This is a genomic window from Paenibacillus sp. XY044 (genome assembly GCF_002257645.1).
GTDB lineage: Bacteria > Bacillota > Bacilli > Paenibacillales > Paenibacillaceae > Paenibacillus_AQ.
Genome location: NZ_NQMO01000002.1, coordinates 1,013,808 through 1,033,827 on the forward strand (window position 1 = coordinate 1,013,808; position 20,020 = coordinate 1,033,827).

The window sequence follows — 20,020 nt, forward strand, 5'->3', positions numbered from 1 at the left end:
CCTCAAACAATGAAACCACATCGTGAGCTACCGAGTAAAGGAGGAAGTTGCTTGAATACATCATCTTTCAATAAGCGGCATCATGGCTGGCGGAATATTGCGGCAGCGGGGCTGGCGCTTACGGTTGCCCTGTCAGGTCAAACCGCCTTCGCGGATGGGAAACGCACATTTGCGGTGGAGCGGGCCGTCAATGTACAAGCAGAGCAGCCAACGACAGATAAGCGGCAAAGTGAAGTGAAGCCGAATAAAAAGGTCGCGATCATCATTGACGACTTCGGTAACGGACAAGGCGGGACGGAAGAAATGCTGTCCATGCCGATCAAGCTCACCGTGGCCATCATGCCGTTTCTTCCCACCAGTAAAACCGACGCGGAATTGGCCCATAAACGGGGATACGACGTCATTGTCCATATGCCGATGGAGCCAAAACAGGGCAATCCCAAATGGCTTGGACCCGGCGCTATTACCTCCAATATGACCGATGAGGAAGTTCGTAAACGGGTGGAGGAGGCTATCGACAACGTGCCGTATGCGGTCGGCATGAACAACCATATGGGATCGAAAATCACCGGAGACGAACGGATCATGTCCGTCGTGCTTGAGGTTTGCCGCGAACGCGGGCTGTTCTTCGTGGACAGCAAGACCAATTACCATTCCATTGTCGGCAAGCTGGCTGTGCAAATGGGAATGCCTCCAGTCGCCAACAACATTTTTCTGGACGATCAGCACACCATCAGCCATATCAGCAGGCAAATGAAGGCGGTTGAAACCTGGGCCAATGAACATCAGAACTGCGTAACGATAGGGCATGTCGGCGTGCAGGGGAAAAAGACGGCGGAGGCCATTCGCCAAAGTATCTCCGGGATGCAGAATTCCGTGTCCTTCGTAGGAATCGGTGATCTGGTCCGGGATACCTGGGATTGGAAGCCGTCTCCTATAGTGCCGTCAAATAATAATTGATTCCGTTCGCAATGGCCTGGGCAATCTTGAGCTGTCCACGCCGATTGCACAGCATCGCCCGGTCTGCGGCATTGCTGAGAAATCCGGTCTCAACGATGACGGCAGGATCTTTGACCTGATTCAGCAGGTAAAATGGACTTCCCAGCCGGATGCTCCCCTTCGTCAGGTACAGCGGGTTGAGCTGCTGCTGAATGCTGTCGGCGAGCAGGACGCTTCGCCCTTCGTTCTGGTGAAGCACAAGAGCTCCATTTTTTGAAGAATTACGGCCCCAATTGACGTGAAGGCTGACGACGATCAAGGTTGGCAGCTGCTGGCTTAACTCCTTGCGCTGCGCGAGGTCGCGCTTATGGCGGGAAGAGCTTCGGAGCCAATGATTGTCATCGCTGAGGGCGTAATCGGCAGTCCGGTTCAGAACCGCGTCGTATCCTTGGCTGCGCAGCAGCATAAACAGTTTCTGGGCGATAGCGAGGTTAATGTCCTTTTCCAGAATGTTCTGAAAGGAAGTACCTCCATCGATGCCGCCATGTCCCGCATCAACGATGATGACTTCATGCGGAAAGGCCGGGTGCTCCGGATAGGCGTCCGTACTTTTGTATGCAGGGGATGCAGCCAAAGCGGATGAGCCTCCTGCACACAGGATTGCCGGGATCAGGAGAATTGCGGCGATCAAGTTTTTGATAGGCATAAAAAATGGCCTTCCTTTCGAAACGGGATTTGAGCGTAAAATCGATATCGAAGTTAGAATGTGCAATAAACGGTAAAAAATGCACCGCTCGCTTTCCTTCGTTTAGATTACGGGATCTCTGCGCAAACTAAGAGCATGGCAGAGCTGTAATTTGGCATGTGGGGGGAATGGAAATGGCCAGTGGAGATGAACTTGTAAAATACATTACGGAGCGCGTCGTCAGCTACATGGAAACACCAAAGGAAGAACGAAGGAAGCAAAAATATAAAGAGCCATGGACGGTGAAGTGGTTTGGTATGATTCCATTCAGCCTGTCCCAGCTGGGAGGCGGTGCCGCGGACAAACGCAGGCAGAAGCGGCGGAAGGTCAATACGCGGAACCTTCATGACTGAACAAAAAAGGACGCGGACCACGTATCATACGAGGTCCGCGTCCTTTTTTTCGGATGAATGCAGGTAAGGGCAGAAATAGATGCTTATGAGCGACATTAGGGACGGGCATGAAACTCTCCGGCAGCCATCAGCATGGAGACGGGGAGGTACCGGCTTCCGGCACGTCCTGTGGCCGCGTAGCTGACCGCAGGAGCGCTCGTGGACGGGGACCATATCTGGACACCGGTTACCGCAAACGGCGCCCCATAGGACGCATTCCGGCCGGGAGCGGTGAAGATTAGGCTGCCGCCGGACGTGACGGCTTTCAGCAGATCGTCTCCTCGGCTGATGTTCAGCCGGGGTGACGTCATCCAGAGCAGGTCGTCATAAGGATCGCCGCCGCTTTGCTTTGCAACCGCGGACGATGACTTAAGGTGAAGACCTTCCTGATTCGTGACGATTTCCGTTCCGGAGACGGGAGTGGAGCTTGCGGACACCGCATTCCCCGGTAATCTTTCCAAAGTCAGTGCGTCAATGTACATCGCCGGCTTGCCGGGCAGGATCACTTTCCATACCGGCAGCATCGCCATATATTGGGCTTGTATCTGGACGTTCGCAGGGATACCGGGTTGATCCGGAATAAGGGCATCCTCTGCCAGCCGGTCATGAAGCGCATCGCTGCTGTAAGGGATGGCCGGGCCGCTGCCGTATTCGCTGAGCATATATCCGCCTTCTTCCCTGGCGGTGAATATTAAATATCCCAGCTGCTTGCCGTTCTCCGAGACGATCGCAAGCCAGCTGTGGGTTCCGGGTCCGAGCGGATAATAATCGATGGCTGCACCGCTCCACTGCTGAAAATTGGACTGTGCGGACAGCTCGCGGACGACGGAGTCGGCAAAGTTCTTCAGCGGGGCCGGCACAGCCTGCATGTCTGAGGCAGACGTGAACCGAATCAAGGCTGTCCGTACGGGGCTTGCAGTTTTGACGGCAGCGGAGCTGACCGCTGCGGCCGACTGCGGGATCACCGTGCCTGCGACCGGCCAGGCGCAGCTGACGGCACAGGTCATCGCCATCACTTTTAATGCGAGAGATATGATCCTCATCACATTCACCCTCCTCTACTTTCAGAGCTATATTGACATCATTGTAGCGGACAAGCCGTAAAAAGGCTGTTGCAAGGTGTCGGGCTTTGGGGCGCAGGCACGGGTCTTTTTTTGCCTTCTTTTAGCGAGGGAGGTCAGATGCTCATGGACGGGCGGACCTTAAGTGAAACAGACCGCAGGTTATGGCGGATAGATTCACCTTAGGTTCATACTGCCATGTCATTTCGCTGCGCCGGTTGTCGTATTGCTCCCGGATGGCCGCAAGCTTCTCTTGGTCCGGTTCCTTCAGCAGATCTTCGTAATACATGTCGATGACCGCGAGTTCTTCCCTAAGGCGCTCCCTGGCCGCCTCCGCCCAGGCATAATCCTCGCTTGCCAGCAGACCCTTCATATGCTTTTCCAGCAGATTGGCCGCGCCTGCGAGCGACAGGCTGCCCGGCTGGAGATGGATATTCTCGGGCAGCCGCGGCCCGAGCTGAACCGTGTCCAGACGCCGGGTAAACTGCGGGTCGATCTGCCCGGTCACCAGCGAAATCCCGATAAAATGCAGCGCCTCTTTTTTTACGTCACAGGTCATCTCGACCTTGAAGCAGACGCCCAGCCACGGCTCGTAGGGGGCTGAGAACAGCGTCTCCCGCTGCAGTGGGCCCGGCTGCTCGAACAAGTACACGCAGGAGCCCTCCTGACGGGCTACGGCCCAAATTTGCTGCAGCCGGCTGCTGCCGTACGTAACATCTTCGCGGGGAATCCGTCCCGGACCGATCCGCGGCCCCGTCGGATTAACCCCGAAATACCTCGACAGAATGCTGTCCTGCGGCTGGGGCTGCGAAGAAGGCGGCGGGGTTGCAGCCGCCTGTTCGTTATATTTGTCCGGATCAAAGACGAAGGTGTAGGAGAGGGTCTCCGCCTCTGCCCCAGTCCGCTCAATAAAGCCCCAATAGTAGGGGCGGTTGGTGAGCTGTTTATCCGCCTGCGGAGACAGCTTGACCGTCACGTGGTGTGGAGACTTCTCAATGATGCTGCATTCGGTCGTTTCCAGATAGGTCAGCACTTGCTTCTGAACTTCCTGCGGGGACAGGCTCATCAAGCTTCCTCCTCAATCACGGTTTCCGCTTCCTCGTATTCGATCTCACGTTTGATCTGGTCAAGCGACTGTCCCAGCGAGCTGACCTTGCTGCGGATTTCCTCATCCGACTCCGATTCGAGGAACAGCTTGTACAGGCTTTTCTCGAACGATTCCTTTTTCTCAAAACGCTCCAGAATGACATCGAGGCCCCCGATGACCGTTTCGAACATGTTGATCTTTTCGTGCAGCAGGTTCAGGATATGCTCCTCGATCGTTCCAGTGGTGGACAGGTTATAGATTTTTACGTCATTCTTCTGACCAAGCCGGTGCACGCGGCCGATCCGCTGCTCCACCCGCATCGGGTTCCAAGGCAGGTCAAAATTGATCATATGGTGGCAGAACTGCAGGTTGATGCCCTCGCCTCCGGCTTCGGTCGCGATCATGACCTGGGCCCGGCCGCGGAACAGGTCCATCATCCAGTCTTTTTTGCCCCGGTTCATTCCGCCGCGGTACGGTACACAGGATAAGCCGTGCTTTTGAAAATACTGCAGCAAATATTCCTGTGTCGCCCGGTATTCCGTAAACACGATGACCTTCTCGTTCATTTCCTTGATCAGCTCGATCGTCTTTTCGGCCTTCGTGTTCGCCTTGATGTTCCGGATCGCGTTCACGAGCTCCCACACCTCGGCCGTGAGCGGGGAGTCGTCGGGGATCTTCTTGGACAGGTTCACGAGGGTCAGGAACACGGCGTCCCGGCTGCTGCACACCTCGCGCTGCAGGGTGACCAGGGACAGCATGCTGCTGAGGTTGCCCGCGGACGCTTTGTACTGGTTCTTGACGAAGGAAGTCACGCCGTCGTACAGCGCCTGCTCTTCAGGGGAGAGCTGCAGGCTGACGTTGCGGACCGTCCGTTTGGTGAACTCCACCGGGCCTTCGCCGCGCCGGTTGCGAATCATCACCTTCGCCAGCTCGTCCCGGAGCTGCTCCTCGTTCTTGGCCTGCCGTTTGCCGACGACGAAGTTGGCCGCAAAATCCCCCTGCCGCCCGAGCTGGCCGGGCTTCAGCAGGGTAATGAGGTTGAAGAGCTCGCTCATATCGTTTTGAACCGGCGTTGCGGTCAGCAGCAGGCAGTACTTTTTCCGCAGCTTCTGGATAAATTGGTAGTTCGTCGTTTTCTTGTTCTTCAGCTTGTGCGCTTCGTCGATAATGAGCATGTCGTATTCCTGCTCCATCAGCATGTCCTTGTGAGGTTCACGCTTGGCGGTATCCATGGAGGCGACGACGACGTCGGAATGCCAGGAATAGGCCTTTTTCTGCGCGACCGCCGGGATGCCGAATTTGCTGTTCAGTTCGCGGACCCACTGCAGCACCAGGGAGGCGGGTACCAGAATCAGCACTTTGGATACCAGACCGCGCACCATATATTCTTTTAAAATCAGGCCGGCTTCGATCGTCTTGCCCAGTCCAACCTCGTCGGCCAGAATGGCTCTTCCGGACATTTCAAACAGCACCCTCCGCGCTGTGTCGATCTGATGGGGAAGGGGGGACAGGTCCTGCAAATGCTTCACACACTGCAGCTCGTCAAAGCTCGTCACCAGCCGCGCCTGTTCACCCTGAACGGCCAGCTGGAACAGCCGGAAATCCCCCCAGGGGCCTCCTTTGTCCAGGCGGGATTCCAGGTTATCCAGCCAGCTGCGGTCAATATTCAGGGGAACGGGGAGGTCCCCGGCCTGCGCCCCGCTACCGAGATGAGAAGTTTTCAAGCCTTGTACCTCCTTCATAGGTTCGTAAACTCGCGTAACAGTAGTATGCACGTAAACCGGAGAGTTCATAACCTCAGCATGGAAGGGGCATCCGCTGATTTTCACAACTTTTTTCAAAGGAACCAACGTAAAAAAGTGAGATTGACGGAGATATGCAAAGGTTGTCCCGGAGTGAAGAGCTTTCATGGCTTAAATTTCAGGATTGAGTCGTGGAGTAACAATATATGGTATAGTATAATAATCAATGCACACAATATATGGTACATGACGAGCGGATTTGTGTTTTAAACGGGGTTATTGCGTTTATTGAATTGGAAGGAACACAGCCTTAAAAATGCCATTCCCGGAAGTGATCCGGCAACTCTAGCGCGGCAGACCGACAAAATCCGCTGAACGGAGCCGGAGCCGATTCGTTCGGCAGAACCAGTCATGGGAGGAGAATGTAACAGTGAACCAAGTTCAAAACAAACAGAAGCTTGAGGGGTTAAGCGAAAAGATCTTTTTAGACCGGTATGCATGGAAGGATCCGGACCCGAATCACGCCAAGGCAGGAGACGTCGTTCTCGTTCTGACCAAGGATGATCCGAAGTTTCCGACGAAGGAAGTCGGCGAAATCGTATCGCGTGACGGAAAGCGAGTTACGGTAAAAACACGCCGGGGCGAGCTGGTTGAAGCGGACGTCGAGAAGCTGACGCTGAACATCGAGAAGACGCCGGAGGAAATGTGGGACCGGCTGGCCGGGGCGATGGCTTCGGCGGAGCCGACGCCGGAGCTGCAGGCGGAGTGGAAGGAGAAGTTCCGCTACATTCTGGACGACTGGAAGCTCGTTCCGGGCGGGCGGATCGCTGCCGGAGCAGGTGCCAGCGACGAGCTGACGCTGTTTAACTGCTACGTCATTCCTTCGCCGAAAGACAGCCGCGGCGGCATCATGGCGACGCTGTCCGAGATGACCGAAATTATGGCGCGCGGCGGCGGGGTCGGCATCAATCTGTCCTCGCTTCGTCCGCGCAGAGCTGTCGTCAAAGGCGTGAACGGATCCTCGAGCGGCGCGGTATCCTGGGGCGGACTGTTCAGCTACACGACCGGCCTGATCGAGCAGGGCGGCAGCCGCCGCGGCGCGCTGATGCTGATGATCAACGACTGGCATCCGGATCTGCTCGATTTTATCACGGTCAAGCAGACGATGGGACAGGTGACGAACGCCAACCTTTCCGTCTGTGTCAGCAATGACTTCATGAAGGCGGTCAAGGAGGATCTTGACTGGGAGCTGGTATTCCCGGATACGACGGATCCCGATTATGACGAGCTGTGGGACGGCGACCTTGAGAAATGGAAACAAGGCGGCCATGCCGTCATTCCGTACCGCACAGTGAAAGCAAGCGAAATTTGGCATACGATTATCGAATCGGCGTGGAAATCGGCCGAGCCGGGCGTTGTCTTTATGGAATACTACAATCAGATGTCCAACAGTTGGTACTTCAACCCGATCATCTGCACGAATCCGTGCGGCGAGCAGGGGCTTCCGGCATGGGGCGTCTGCAACCTGTCCGCAATGAATCTCTCCAAGTTCTATGATGAAGAGAAGCATGACGTGGCCTGGGACGAACTAGCGACAGTGACGCGCTACTCCGTGCGTTTCCTGGACAACGTCATCGACACGACGCCGTACCATTTTGAAGAAAACGAGAAGAACCAGAAGAAGGAACGCCGGATCGGCCTTGGCTCGATGGGGCTGGCGGAGCTGATGATCAAGCTGAACATCCGGTACGGCAGTCCGGAATCGCTCGAATTCCTCGACAAGCTTTACGGATTTATCGCCCGCGAAGCGTATTTGGCATCGGCCGACATTGCGGCAGAGAAAGGCTCGTTCCTGGCATTTGATGCCGATCCGTATTTGCAAAGCGGATTTATGAAAAATATGACAGAGGCGTTTCCGGAAGTCGGCACGGCCATCCGTGAAAAGGGGATGCGCAACGTGACCGTCATTACCCAGGCGCCGACCGGCAGCACGGGGACGATGGTCGGCACGTCGACGGGCATCGAGCCGTACTTCGCGTTTAAATACTTCCGTCAGAGCCGTCTCGGCTTCGACGAGCAGTTTGTGCCGATCGCGCAGGACTGGCTGGACGCCCATCCGGGCGAAGAGCTGCCGGATTACTACGTGACGGCGATGGATTTGAAGGCGGAGGATCACATCCGCGCCCAGGCCGCCATCCAGCGCTGGGTGGACAGCTCGATCTCGAAGACCGCGAACTGCCCGGCGGACTTTACGGTCGAAGAAACGAAGCGGCTGTATGAGCTGGCGTTCGACCTTGGCTGCAAAGGCGTGACGATCTACCGCGACGGCAGCCGCGACGTGCAGGTGCTGCAAACGGAGAAGAAGGAAGACAAGAGCGTAGCGAAGGAAGCTCCAGCTGTTGAAGCATCTGTCCCAGCCGCTTCCGTGCCGGCCGCAGAGCAGGCAGGTGCCCAGGTCGCCGCTTCGGCGGCAAGCGGCCAGAGCTCGGTGGTGGATAAGCAGTACAAGCGCCGGCCGCAGGTGCTGCGCGGTGCAACCTATAAGATTAATACGCCGTTCGGCATGGCGTATATTACGATCAACGATCTGGACGGCATCCCGAGCGAGATCTTCCTGAACGTAGGCAAGGCGGGCTCCGATGTGTTCGCCATGGCGGAAGCGCTCGGCCGCGTCTGCTCCTTGTTCCTGCGCTACGGCGACCATGGCCACAAGGTGGAGCTGCTCATCAAGCATCTGAAGGGGATCGGTGGATCCGGTGCGATCGGCTTCGGTGTCAACCGTGTGGAATCGATCGCCGACGCGGTCGCCAAAGCGCTGGAAGCCCATGTGCAGAGCGGCATCGACGATGACCTTCCGGAGCCTGCTCCTGTGGCGGCAACGCTGGCACCAGAGACGGCGGACCATGGCGGCACCCACTCGCATAGCCATGATGCGCCGAAGGCGTCGGTGGACCTGTGTCCGTCCTGCGGAGCTGCGGCGCTAATCAATATCGAGGGCTGCAAAACTTGCGGAAACTGCGGGTACAGTAAGTGCTCGTAAATGGAGAGTGGTCATAAAGAGATAGATTCGGTGAGTTATTATTAACTTTGACGCATAATGGAATATGAATGTCACTTATCTTGAACATGAATGTCTTCGCCTGATCCTTAATGGATCAGGCTTTTTTATTATGAATCGCTCTGAACCGTAAATAACGAAACGAGGACGGGGTCGGCGAAATCCGAAGCCTCCTCGCCTTTGGGATTGCGAAGACGGAACAGGAAGGCGTCGCCATTTGGCTATTGAAAGTGAAGGTAGGGCAGCGAATTTAAGGTAGAGATATGAAGCCGGGTATCCGTTAAGATTTTCGGCTTTTTTACGTTTACTCATTTTTACTCTAAGTAAAATGATGGCCAGCGCAAAAAGCCGCACAGTGCAATGTAATATGTATTTGCCGATAATCGAATACGTTGACCAGTTTATTGGTATGTTCGTTATAAATATAAAATTGTTGCAAACGAACAAAAATCTGTTATTATCAAAAGATAGTTTCCATGCTTACGTAAACATGGATCGATGCCCGATCGAGGGACCTCATGCTTTATTGAAGCAGACGTGTCTGGAGCATCGTTATACTCCCGGCAAGCAGGAAATATTCTGCTGCCGCTGGGGATACATTTATCTCTATTGCCTATTCGATGATAGGCGAATGCCATAATCAAAGAAGATGTCGAATAAAAGCAGGATGAAGGATTGAATGCCTGCCAATTGTGATATTTGCACCTGAAAATAAGACAGGAGGAAGCCGTCATGAAACCTGAAGCCCATCGCCAACTGAATTCCAGACAATCACAGATGCTGAACCTGATCTCTCGCGAAGGGGAAGTCCGAATCGCCGAATTGAGGGAATCCTTCCCCGTCACGGAGATGACGATCCGCCGCGATCTCGAGAAACTGGAGGAGACGGGCGTCGTAAAGCGGACGTTCGGCGGGGCAATCTTTGTTGGGCAAGACGTGGCTCTAAAAGAGCGAACGGGAATTCTCACCGATGAGAAAGTCCGAATCGGACGCAAAGCGGCTTCACTCGTTCACCCTGGGGATTCCTTGTTTCTTGACGGGGGGACGACGACGCTTCAGGTCGCCCGGTATCTTCCGTCGGATCAAAAGCTGACCGTTGTGACAAATGCACTGAATGTGGCTCAGGAACTCACGGCAAGAGGCATCCCGACCACCATTACAGGCGGGACGCTACTAGAGTCAACTCTCTCGCTTGTCGGTCCGATTGCTGTTCAAAACTTGTCCGGCATGGCGTTCGACCTTGTTTTTCTGGGAGCAACCGGCATCGACGCCGAGCATGGCTTCAGCAATTCCAACTTCTATGAAGCCGAGATCAAATCTTTTGCTATCCGTCAGGCTGCGGAAGCCGTCGTCGTGCTGGATCATACGAAATTCGGCGCTCGTGCGCTCGCTTCGTTCTCTCCGCTAAAAGGCGTCGGCCGCATCGTGACCGACGAGCTTCCGGAAGAGACGTTGTTCCAGACATGCAAGGAGAATGGCGTTCAGGTAGAAGTCGCAGACAGACATCAATAAGAGAGGGTGCTGGCAACATGCCACAATCATGGATCGGCAGAATGAGTGTTGTGGCCGGGGCGAACAGGCTGATTCCGAAGCAGACGTATCTCCGGATTTTCCTCGGAGTCGGCCTTCTCTTTGCGATCGTCTCCGTCCCTTTCGCCTTCTTGCTGTCCAATCAGTTCTCCCGCTATGCGATGAATCAGATCGATAAGGTGAGCGAGGCAGAGATGGCGCATTCTCGGGACAACGCGCAATTCCTTCTTAATAAGATGATCTCATACGGCTTAAACATGTACGCGAACAAGAACATTCAAGCCTGGATGATGGCGGACGCCGAATCGCAAGGGACCCAGGTCGACGCTTTGGCGGCGGGGACGCAATACATGGCGACCGAACCCTTCCTTGATAACGTCTACATGATCAACATGCAGACTGAGCACGTCATCGATCTTCGCTACGGCATCGCCTCGTTCGCACAATTCCGCGATCCGTCATTGCTAGATCTGGTACGGCATCCTCATCCTTCTTATCAGCGCTTTATTCCTCACGAGCTGTACGGCAAGACCAAACTCGCGCTTGTCATCCCGACCGTCCCTTCCGGCCAGCTTTCATTCGGCTATCTTGTCTTGGTACTTAACGAGGATCTGTTGAAGCAATACTTGCTGAAGGACGATGGGAAAGCAGGCGTCCTTTCGTTTATTCTGGACGATAAGGGCAAGGCGATGCTCGGACCGGCAAACGATTCGTTTGAGTCTCTTTACGATGGCTACGTGTCCAAAGTATCGGCGGAACAAGGGAGCTTCACGGCTCGATATGAAAACGAGACGTGGTCGGTTCAATATGCGAAGATCGAACCACAAGGATGGACGTACTTTCAGATGGCGAAAGTGGCCGGCATCCAGTCCGACTTCCGCACGTTTCAGACGAGAATGACCGTATTCCTGGCAAGCCTTATCATTTTGCTGCTCGCCATCTTGTTCTGGAATTCCCGACGGACGTACCGCCCGTTCTCTCAACTTGCCAACCAGTTGGAGTCGAAGTTCGGAACAGGGCTTCGCAATATGACGAGTGAGGGACCCTCGGAGGAATACCGAGTCATCCGCTACGGGATTGAGATGTTGGAGAACCGGATGGACCAGCTTGATTCTTCGATGAGGGAGCATCGCAACGTCATCAAAGCCGAGTACTTGCGGCAATGGATCCTGCAGGGCAAGCTTATCACGCCATTAGAGACTTATTTGCGGCAGGAAGCCATCCCTGCATTGTTCGAAAAAGACGGTCTCTTTGTCGGAGTTATTCGCATTAACGGTTACAGCGCGTTTAAAGAGAAATACAGCTTTGCTTCGCGCAAGCTGGTCAAGTATGCAATGGGTAACATTGCGGAGGAAATCATCCGGCGCGAAGGTTTCGCCGAGGCGGTCGACCTGGGAGGTGACCATCTCGTGCTTCTGATAGCGGGAGGCACTTTGGATGGGGACCTTCTACCGCGATTGCTGGAAGAGACGGGCGAACAAATCATGCAGTGGACGCAGGTTAGGGTTGCTCTCTCTGTCAGTGGACAGAAAGCGACCGTAGACGATCTTCGCGCCGTTTATCAGCACGTCCTCGAACTGACGATGCTGCAGTTCGTCTCGGGCGAGAGCAAGGTATTCTTGGAGCGAGACTTCGAAGCCTACATGCGGAAGGTCGAGCCTCTTCCCGACGACAGTCTACTGGATGATCTAATCGCAAAAGTCCGAATGGGGAGAACGGAGGAAGTGTCGGCAGGGCTAGACCGGATTTTCGAGCCGATGCAGTCCATGCTGTACGCCCAAAGCAAGTTCCAGCTGTCGCATATGCTGTATACGCTGTTCAAGGCGTTCAACAAGCTGCCCTCTGTCGAATCGGTGGAAGGCATTAACGGCTTGCTCGAATCGTTCGATACGCTGGCCGGCGTTCGGAGTTGGCTGGAGAGTGAGTTGCTTGCGATCATCGAGGAACTCAGCAGCAGGAGAAACTCAAGCCGCCGCGATGAGGTCGTAACGGAAATCGTCGATTATGTACGCAGTCACCTGCACGATCCGAATCTGACGATCGAGGAGATCGCCGAGCACGTCTCACTCTCGACCCGTCATGCAAGACAAGTTTTCAAGGACGTGTGGGGCATGACGCTGTCGGACTATATTCTTCAAGAACGAGTGGAGGAGGTTAAGAAGCTGCTAGATACGACCGAATGGACGGTAACGGATATCGGCGAGAGAGCGGGCTTCCAGACAAAGAGCCACTTCTTCACGGTCTTCAAGAAGGCGACGGGCAAGACTCCTAGCCAGTATCGTGAGGGGGTATAAACGTTTGAAGAACTCCGCATCGCTCGGTTGGGCGAGGCGGAGTTTTTAGCTATGGAGTTGTTAGCACATAGCTAATTCTTAGATGACTTTCTCTTATCCCGTAAACACTATTTTCACTTGAAGCCCCCCTGCTCGAAGAGCCACCTATATTCGCCTTCACTGCGGCTTTTCTTCACCCTATTTCCTTCACGAGAACCGAATTCCAGTTTGAGAACCTTGATTTTATGCGGTTTTCTAGCCCTTTTTCCAAGATGAGAACTATACAGACCGAGCGCGGCGCACGTAATGTTGGACACAGAGCAAGTTAATTGCCGACAGCAAGAAAGGAGACGAAAAACGGGTGGGATTCATTAGAGAGATCGTTAGAAACCGCTATTTGTACGTATTGGCATTGCCCGGGTTATTGTTCTTGATCGTGTTCGCCTATGTGCCCATGGCCGGACATTTGATCGCGTTTAAGCAGTACCGGCTTGCCGACGGCATCTGGGGGAGCAAGTGGATTGGCTTCGACAACTTCAAGTTTTTCTTCATGGGTAGCGATTGGTATAAGGTGACGTTCAACACCATTTTCCTTAATGGGTTGTTTATTGTCTGTGGCCTCGGAATCGCGCTTCTGCTCGCTATTTTCCTAAGCGAGATTCAGAATGCGCTCTATAAGAAAATAGCTCAATCGCTCATTTTTATGCCTTACTTCATTTCCTGGCTTGTCGTTAGCATGATGGTGTTTGCGTTCCTAAACATGACCGACGGCATCCTGAACCGGACGCTTGCTGCGAACGGGTTGGATCCGAAGAACTGGTATCTCATGCCGAGCATTTGGCCAGCCGTGCTCACCATTGTTTACATGTGGAAGTTCGCGGGCTACTACTCGATCATCTTCCTCGCTGCGATCGCAGGCATCTCGGGCGAGTATTACGAGAGCGCACGCATCGACGGGGCAACACGGTTCCAACAGATCATCCACATTACGCTTCCGTTAATCCGCAACGTTGTAATCGTGCTTGCGTTGCTCGGGGTGGGGCGGATTTTCTACGGAGATTTCGGAATGATCTACGGCATCGTCGGCGATACCGCTCCGCTCTACCCGACGACGGACGTTATCGATACCTACTCTTACCGCGCACTGAGACAGCTTGGCGACTTCGGAAAATCATCAGCCGTTATCATGTACCAATCTGTGATGGGACTCGTAACCATCATTATTTTCAATGCGCTCGCCAAACGAATCGACAAGGATGCCAGCCTATTCTGATTCCGACAACAAGGAGGTACAAAGCGTGGAAAACGCTATTCAACAAGTCCGTTCCAAAAAAGCGGCCAAAATCAAAAACGACCGAACGTTCTCGGAGAAGTTGTTCGTTATTTTTATCTATGCGTTCAGTGGATTGTTTGCCCTAATATGCTTCCTTCCGTTCTGGCTCGTGTTCATCAATTCTTTCGCGGCCGAGTCTGCAATCAAGAAATACGGCTATCAACTCATTCCGCACGACTTCACTTTGTATTCTTATGAATTCGTTATGAAAGGCAAGCAGGTAGCTAGCAGCTACGGTGTCTCCATGATGGTGACCATCGTGGGCACGGTGCTAGCTTTGCTAATTACGGCGATGTACGCCTATGTGCTGGCCCATCCAAGAGTAAAGTACCGTAATATTCTAAGCTTCTTGACCTACTTCACGATGATTTTCGGTGCAGGCCTTGTCGGATTCTATATTCTGATTGCGAACTGGCTCCATCTCAAGGATACGATGTGGGCGCTCATCCTTCCTTATCTGTTGAACCCATTCTTCGCTTTCATCATGGTATCGTTCTACCGGACGCTCCCTTATGAGATCAACGAAGCCGCCACGGTAGACGGAGCAAACGAGCTTCGAACCTTTTTCCAAATCATTTTGCCAATTTCGAAGCCCGTTCTTGCCACGGTCGCTCTTTTCTACGCGCTGCAATATTGGAATGACTTCTTCCTGGCGCTTATGTTCATTGATGATTATAAGCTGCATCCATTGCAGATGATGATCCGTCAGCTGATCTCCAACATAAATATCAGCGCCTATGTTGGCGGCAGCCAAACGACTTATACCCAACCGTTGCCTACATATGGAGCTCAGCTCGCGACGGTATGTTTGACCATCGGCCCGATTTTCCTCTTGTATCCATTCGTTCAACGGTTCTTTGTCAAGGGAATTACGATCGGCGCCCTCAAGGGTTAGTCTTGACACGGGGACATAAAGCCCGGTTAAGGATAGAGACGTATTATATAGGAGGTCATATTAAACATGATTTTTAGAAAAGGATTAACGGTAATTGCGGCAACCGTGCTTCTGCTGGTAACGGCGGCATGCGGCTCGAATTCGAACGATGCCGGTAACACAGCCAGTTCGAACAAATCCGTCAGCGAGGCGGTATCGGGGACATCGTCCTCTCAGCTGGACCCAGTCACGCTTAAAATAGTCGTACCGGGAGACCGCCCGGCGGATATGGACGCGGTCATTAAAGAAGCCGAGAGCCGGATGGCAGATACGATCAACGTCAAGCTTAACCCTGTGTTCGTTCCATGGTCGGACTTGGCTCAGAAGACACAAGTTATGCTCGCTTCTGGCGAAGACGTCGATCTTATCTTCGACGCACCGTGGCTGCACTTGGATCAGATGATCAGCGCCGGTTACTATGAACCGTTGGAAGACCTGATGGACAAGTACGGCCAAGACGCGGTGAAGGTCCGTTCCGATCAGATGTTCGACGCCAACAAGTTCCAAGGTCACATCTACGCGCTGCCCCTCGGCAACACCCATCTTGCAGGCAGAACGTATCTTGTGCGCAAGGATCTTCGCGAGAAATACGGGCTTTCGCCGATCCAGTCTTATGATGATCTGATCAAGTTCGCGTATAAAGTCAAAGAGAACGAGAAGGATATCGTGCCGCTGCTCGCGTACGGGCAATCCGGCCAGAAGGACGTCTCCTGGGGAGCGTTCCGCTCCTTCATGGAATATGACCCGCAGCTGCTGCGCTCGGATGCACTCGGCCAGAGCCTTGTGCTCTACTATAAGAACAACGACAGCAAGGTTTACAACCTGTTCGACGAGATGGAACCTCGCGTTTGGTCGTGGATCAAAGACGCCCGCAAGTTATACACGGATGGCCTAATCCATCCAGACGTTCTGGCAATCAAAGACGTGGACTCTATCATCAATTCCGGCAAGGTCGCCGTAGCCACGTACAATGAATTTGGCGTACCTTCTTCGATTAGCGCGGCCCTTGCACAGAATGCTCCGGGCGCTGAACTGGAAGCGGTCACGTTTATCAAGATGGAGAAGGGCGAGAACATTACAAACTTCAAGCAAGCAAATTTCCAGGCGATTCCGAAGGTCAGCAAGCACAAGGAACGGGCGATGATGTTCCTTAACTGGGCAGCAGACAAGGACAACTACGATTTGCTCGCTTACGGCATCGAAGGTAAAAACTATGAGAAGATCGGCGACGACCAATACAAGCAGATCGGTTCGGGCTACAGCTACTTCCCTTATGCATGGATTTGGAATCCTACAACGGACCGTCTCAACGGGGGCTTCGACGAGGAGTCGATCAAGCACTACCAGTTTAATAAAGACGCTTCCAACCTGACGCCGAGCATCTTGACGGGCTTCTCTTTCGATCCGACGCCGGTCATTAACGAAATCTCGCTGTATAATGCTACCGAAGATAAATACTACAATTCGTTGTTTAATGGCGTAACCGACCCCGATACAACTTGGACGAAGTTTAAGAATGAAGCCGAAGGCAACGCCAAAAAAATTCAGGTCGAGCTGCAGAAACAAATCTACGCCTTTCTGGCAAGCAAGAAGTAAGAGAGGAATACGCAGTTAGACCGCGGGTATCCGGCAGCTGAGAGGCGCTGGGTACCCGTCCTTGACAGGAGGGAATACGATTTGGATACGAAAAAGGTTCAGCCGGTTATCAGGTTCGGCGGTGATTACAATCCCGAGCAGTGGCCTGAGGAGATGCTGGAGCGGGACGTTGCCTTCATGAAAGAAACGGGGGTTAACGCAGTTACATTAAACGTGTTCGGCTGGTCGGCGGTTCAGCCGGAACGGAATAGATACGATTTTCGCCGATTGGATACCGTATTTGATCGGTTGGAGCAGAGCGGGATCGGAATCGTCCTGGCGACGCCGACCGCCGCCCCCCCGGCTTGGCTGTTCCATGAACATCCGACGATGCTGAAGGTTGGGGAGAACGGTCAGAGGGCCGTACATTGGAGTCGGCAGGCGTATTGTCCGAATCATCCGGTCTATCTGGCGGAAATCCGTAAGCTTGCGGCCGTGCTAGCCCAACGATACGGAAAGCGCAAAGCACTGCTCCTGTGGCACATCAATAACGAATACATCGTTCATTGCTATTGTGATCATTGTGCCGAGGCGTTCCGGGAATGGCTCAAGCGCAAGTATGGTACGGTGGAACGGTTGAACGAGGCATGGCAACTCAGCCAGTGGAGCCTGACGCGTACTTCCTGGGAGCAGGTTTCGCCGCCTATTGGCGGAATGTCGCACACAAGCCACAGTTTGGATTATCAGCGGTTTTTGTCGGATTCCAACTTGCGAGGTTTTCTGGCTGAGAAAGACGAGATCGTTCAGCGTTCGCCAGGTGTTCCCGTCACAACCAACTTCTACTCCCTCGACTTCCGGGGACAGATCCATCCACAATGGGGGCCTCATTTGGACGTCATAGCGTGGGATTCTTATCCTCCTCATCGGGATCACGCGGTTTGGTCGGCATTCCAGCACGATTATTTTCGCGGCTTGAAGCACCAGCCGTTCCTCCTCATCGAGCAAGCGACCGGCAGCGTCAACTGGAAGGAGTACAATCCCGCCAAGCGACCGGGCATGATGCGTATCCAAAGCTACCAGGCAATAGCGCGAGGGGCGGAGGCAGTGATGTTCTTCCAGTTCCGGCAAAGCCGGGGGGGCGTGGAGAAGTTCCACAGCTCCTTGGTCAGCCACGGCTCAGAAACGGAAAACCGGATTTATCGGGAGGTCCGAGATTTAGGTAGAGAATTGGCAGGGCTGGAAGTGCTCGCATCTGCAGGCATTGGAGAGGCGCGGGTCGCAGTGCTGTTCGATGTAACACTTAGTTGGCTAGTTGATTGGAATCGCGGAAGCCGTGACGTCTCCTATCGAGATGCGGTAACCGCCTTCTATCGGCCGTTCTATGAGGCGAACATTCCCGTGGACGTCGTTCACCCGACGGACGATCTAAGCAGATATGAGATCGTTGTCGCTCCGATGCTGTACATGTTCGAGGAGGGCGTACCGGAGCAGCTTCGCGCTTTCGTTAAGCGTGGAGGCAAGCTGGTCATGAGCTACATGAGCGGCATGGTTAACGGCAACGACGTTGTAGAGTACGGAGGGTTCCTGCGGCCGATCGACGACGTGTTCGGAATCATCGTGGAGGAGTGGGATGCTTTCGAACCGGACATGGCCAATCGAATTACATGGACGAAGGCAGTGGCGGCAAGGGCAATCGAAAAGAACTTTTCGTCGGGAGCTGGCGTGACCGATTCGTTCCTGACGAGTGACTCCATGTGCCCGAGCTATGAAGTCCAAAAATGGGCGGAAGTTGTTCATCTGCAAGGAGCCGAGTCCCTTGCAACTTTCGAGGAAGACTATCATGCCGAGCAACCGGCTGTCACGCGCCATAAGTATGGCAAGGGAGAAGCCTATTATGTGGCAACTCACCCCGAGGATGCTTTCTTACGCGAGCTGTTCGGATGGATCTGTCATCAGCACGGCTTGGAATCGCTTGGCGGCCGGGACGTTCCGGCTGGGGTGGAGATTACGTCTCGAAAAGGAGAAGAAGGCACGTATTTGTTCGTCTTGAATCACAATTCGGAGACGGTGGAATTTCATCTTGAGGAAGCCGTCGGCGGATGGGACCTAATAAAAGGACGGCCAGTAAACGGCGGACTGATTACGATGGATGGATACGGCGTTGCCGTCGTAAGGCAGGAGTCTAGAAAGGAGCCGGTTGATCCGTGAGTTTCTTGGACATTTGTGAGCTTTCGGTCGAGGGCATACCGGCTGTGCGGCTCGAGAACGAGTGGCTGATTGTCGTCGTTCTGGTCGGTAAAGGAGCGGATGTGTGGGAACTCATGTATAAGCCGCTAGGCATTGACTTGCTCATGAAGACGAAGAGCGGACTGGAGCCTCTACATGGAAGAGACTTGCGATCGGAGCCGCTCACTCATTACGCGAAGCCTTATCCTGGTGGATGGCAGGAACTATTGCCGAATCGAGCACTGTTCGGCGGCCGCGAAATCGGACACGATCGAGAAGGCGAATCCGCTTGCGTTCCGTGGGAGTTCGAGCTTCGTCAAAACGTGGCGGGTGAGATTGCGGTGCGTTGCAGGGTAGCGCTGCCGGAATCCCCGTTGATAGCGGTGAAGGAGTTCCGGCTGCGTGCGGGAAAGCCGGAGCTGTTCGTTGAGGAGGAAGTCGAAGGAGTGGGGGGAGAGCCCGTCCAGTTTATCTGGACGCATCACCCGGCTTTTGGCGAGCCGCTGGTTGATGGGTCCGCGAGAATCGCGCTTCCACCAGGGAGTCGGGCGTTTCAAGCGCTTTGGTATGATGCAACACCGGATTCAACGGGGTTGTTGTCCTCATTCGAGGAAGAGGTTGGGAAGATAACACTGGATAACGGTAGGATTAAAGATCTGCGCGAAGCAGAACAGAGGAGGATGGATGGCGATAACTGCTTCGTTTCTTTATTTGGCTTCGAAGAAGCAGAAGTGGGTATCGATAATCCCCGGCTCGGAATCCGACTGAGGTTGATGTGGGATAAGGAGACTTGGCCGCATCTGCGCTACTGGTCTAGCAACAACGAGGAGATGTATACCGTTGCGCTGGAACCATCCAACTCTCGCTTTTCGGACATTAACGACAGTCTGAAGTATGGCGAGGCTCTCACACTTCACCCGGGAGAGAAGCGCTCAGCCTGGATGCGTCTTCGAGTTGAACTACTATAGTCCTGCCTATTGTTCTGCCTCTGACTCCCGATTTGACTAAGGGCGAGAGACGAATCGCCCAGCTAGGCCCAGAAGTTCATTTATCCGTCTGCTATGAAAAGAAATCAGTAGCTCTAATAGCAAATTCGCGCTTAAGCCATAGAGGACCGTAGCTAGA

14 protein-coding genes are annotated in these 20,020 nt (G+C 53.9%); 10 read left to right on the forward strand and 4 right to left on the reverse strand.

The window, feature by feature from the left end; all coding sequences use genetic code 11:
- Positions 1–51 precede the first annotated feature (51 nt).
- Positions 52–960: a divergent polysaccharide deacetylase family protein gene (locus CJP46_RS13115; RefSeq protein ID WP_256992314.1), complete on the forward strand. Its 909-nt coding sequence runs from the start codon at positions 52–54 to the stop codon at positions 958–960.
- On the opposite strand, the gene CJP46_RS13120 is transcribed toward CJP46_RS13115, so the two are convergent.
- Positions 935–1,645, reverse strand: a complete 711-nt coding sequence (locus CJP46_RS13120) for an N-acetylmuramoyl-L-alanine amidase (protein WP_094596010.1) — start codon at positions 1,643–1,645, stop codon at positions 935–937. The genes CJP46_RS13115 and CJP46_RS13120 overlap by 26 nt on opposite strands.
- 173 nt (positions 1,646–1,818) lie before the next feature.
- Here CJP46_RS13120 and CJP46_RS13125 point away from each other — a divergent pair, with 173 nt between their 5' ends.
- Positions 1,819–2,037 (forward strand): YqzE family protein, encoded by a 219-nt coding sequence (locus tag CJP46_RS13125; RefSeq protein ID WP_094596011.1) that lies wholly within the window; start codon positions 1,819–1,821, stop codon positions 2,035–2,037.
- Positions 2,038–2,132: 95 nt separating this feature from the next.
- Here the strand turns inward: CJP46_RS13125 and CJP46_RS13130 are convergent, their stop codons facing one another.
- The 3 genes from CJP46_RS13130 to CJP46_RS13140 all read right to left on the reverse strand — a co-directional run bounded on the left by CJP46_RS13130 (position 2,133) and on the right by CJP46_RS13140 (position 5,948).
- Positions 2,133–3,119, reverse strand: coding sequence for a hypothetical protein (locus CJP46_RS13130; protein WP_094596012.1), 987 nt, complete (start codon positions 3,117–3,119; stop codon positions 2,133–2,135).
- A gap of 142 nt (positions 3,120–3,261) precedes the next feature.
- Complete coding sequence (locus CJP46_RS13135) at positions 3,262–4,203, reverse strand: YqhG family protein (RefSeq protein ID WP_094596013.1); 942 nt, start codon at positions 4,201–4,203, stop codon at positions 3,262–3,264.
- On the reverse strand, positions 4,203–5,948 hold the full coding sequence (locus CJP46_RS13140; protein ID WP_373557983.1) for a DEAD/DEAH box helicase: 1,746 nt from the start codon (positions 5,946–5,948) through the stop codon (positions 4,203–4,205). Before CJP46_RS13140 ends, CJP46_RS13135 begins: the two co-directional genes overlap by 1 nt.
- A gap of 448 nt (positions 5,949–6,396) precedes the next feature.
- On the opposite strand from CJP46_RS13140, the gene CJP46_RS13145 reads away from it, so the two are divergent.
- The 8 genes from CJP46_RS13145 to CJP46_RS13180 all read left to right on the forward strand — a co-directional run bounded on the left by CJP46_RS13145 (position 6,397) and on the right by CJP46_RS13180 (position 19,863).
- Entirely contained in the window at positions 6,397–9,006 is a 2,610-nt protein-coding gene (locus tag CJP46_RS13145) for an adenosylcobalamin-dependent ribonucleoside-diphosphate reductase (RefSeq protein WP_094596015.1), read from the forward strand.
- Positions 9,007–9,756: 750 nt separating this feature from the next.
- Positions 9,757–10,536 carry a DeoR/GlpR family DNA-binding transcription regulator gene (locus CJP46_RS13150; RefSeq protein ID WP_094596016.1) on the forward strand — a complete coding sequence of 260 codons (780 nt, stop codon included), beginning with the start codon at positions 9,757–9,759 and terminating at the stop codon, positions 10,534–10,536.
- Positions 10,537–10,553: 17 nt separating this feature from the next.
- Positions 10,554–12,848, forward strand: a complete 2,295-nt coding sequence (locus CJP46_RS13155) for a helix-turn-helix domain-containing protein (RefSeq protein WP_179281147.1) — start codon at positions 10,554–10,556, stop codon at positions 12,846–12,848.
- Positions 12,849–13,188: 340 nt separating this feature from the next.
- Positions 13,189–14,100 carry an ABC transporter permease gene (locus tag CJP46_RS13160; RefSeq protein WP_143812971.1) on the forward strand — a complete coding sequence of 304 codons (912 nt, stop codon included), beginning with the start codon at positions 13,189–13,191 and terminating at the stop codon, positions 14,098–14,100.
- 70 nt (positions 14,101–14,170) lie between these two features.
- Positions 14,171–15,055 (forward strand): carbohydrate ABC transporter permease, encoded by an 885-nt coding sequence (locus CJP46_RS13165; RefSeq protein ID WP_373319038.1) that lies wholly within the window; start codon positions 14,171–14,173, stop codon positions 15,053–15,055.
- Positions 15,056–15,121: 66 nt separating this feature from the next.
- Complete coding sequence (locus CJP46_RS13170) at positions 15,122–16,690, forward strand: ABC transporter substrate-binding protein (RefSeq protein ID WP_094596019.1); 1,569 nt, start codon at positions 15,122–15,124, stop codon at positions 16,688–16,690.
- A gap of 81 nt (positions 16,691–16,771) precedes the next feature.
- A complete protein-coding gene (locus CJP46_RS13175; RefSeq protein WP_094596020.1) occupies positions 16,772–18,877 on the forward strand; it encodes a beta-galactosidase in 2,106 nt (701 codons plus the stop codon).
- A complete protein-coding gene (locus CJP46_RS13180) occupies positions 18,874–19,863 on the forward strand; it encodes a DUF4432 family protein (protein WP_094596021.1) in 990 nt (329 codons plus the stop codon). The genes CJP46_RS13175 and CJP46_RS13180 overlap by 4 nt, the downstream gene beginning before the upstream one ends.
- Positions 19,864–20,020: the final 157 nt, after the last annotated feature.

Coding starts and splice junctions, on each gene's coding strand:
- CJP46_RS13125 (WP_094596011.1), top strand. CDS start 1,819: ATGGCCAGTGGAGATGAACTTGTAAAATACATTACGGAGCGCGTCGTC.
- CJP46_RS13150 (WP_094596016.1), top strand. CDS start 9,757: ATGAAACCTGAAGCCCATCGCCAACTGAATTCCAGACAATCACAGATG.
- CJP46_RS13120 (WP_094596010.1), bottom strand. CDS start 1,645: ATGCCTATCAAAAACTTGATCGCCGCAATTCTCCTGATCCCGGCAATC.
- CJP46_RS13130 (WP_094596012.1), bottom strand. CDS start 3,119: ATGAGGATCATATCTCTCGCATTAAAAGTGATGGCGATGACCTGTGCC.
- CJP46_RS13135 (WP_094596013.1), bottom strand. CDS start 4,203: ATGAGCCTGTCCCCGCAGGAAGTTCAGAAGCAAGTGCTGACCTATCTG.
- CJP46_RS13170 (WP_094596019.1), top strand. CDS start 15,122: ATGATTTTTAGAAAAGGATTAACGGTAATTGCGGCAACCGTGCTTCTG.
- CJP46_RS13155 (WP_179281147.1), top strand. CDS start 10,554: ATGCCACAATCATGGATCGGCAGAATGAGTGTTGTGGCCGGGGCGAAC.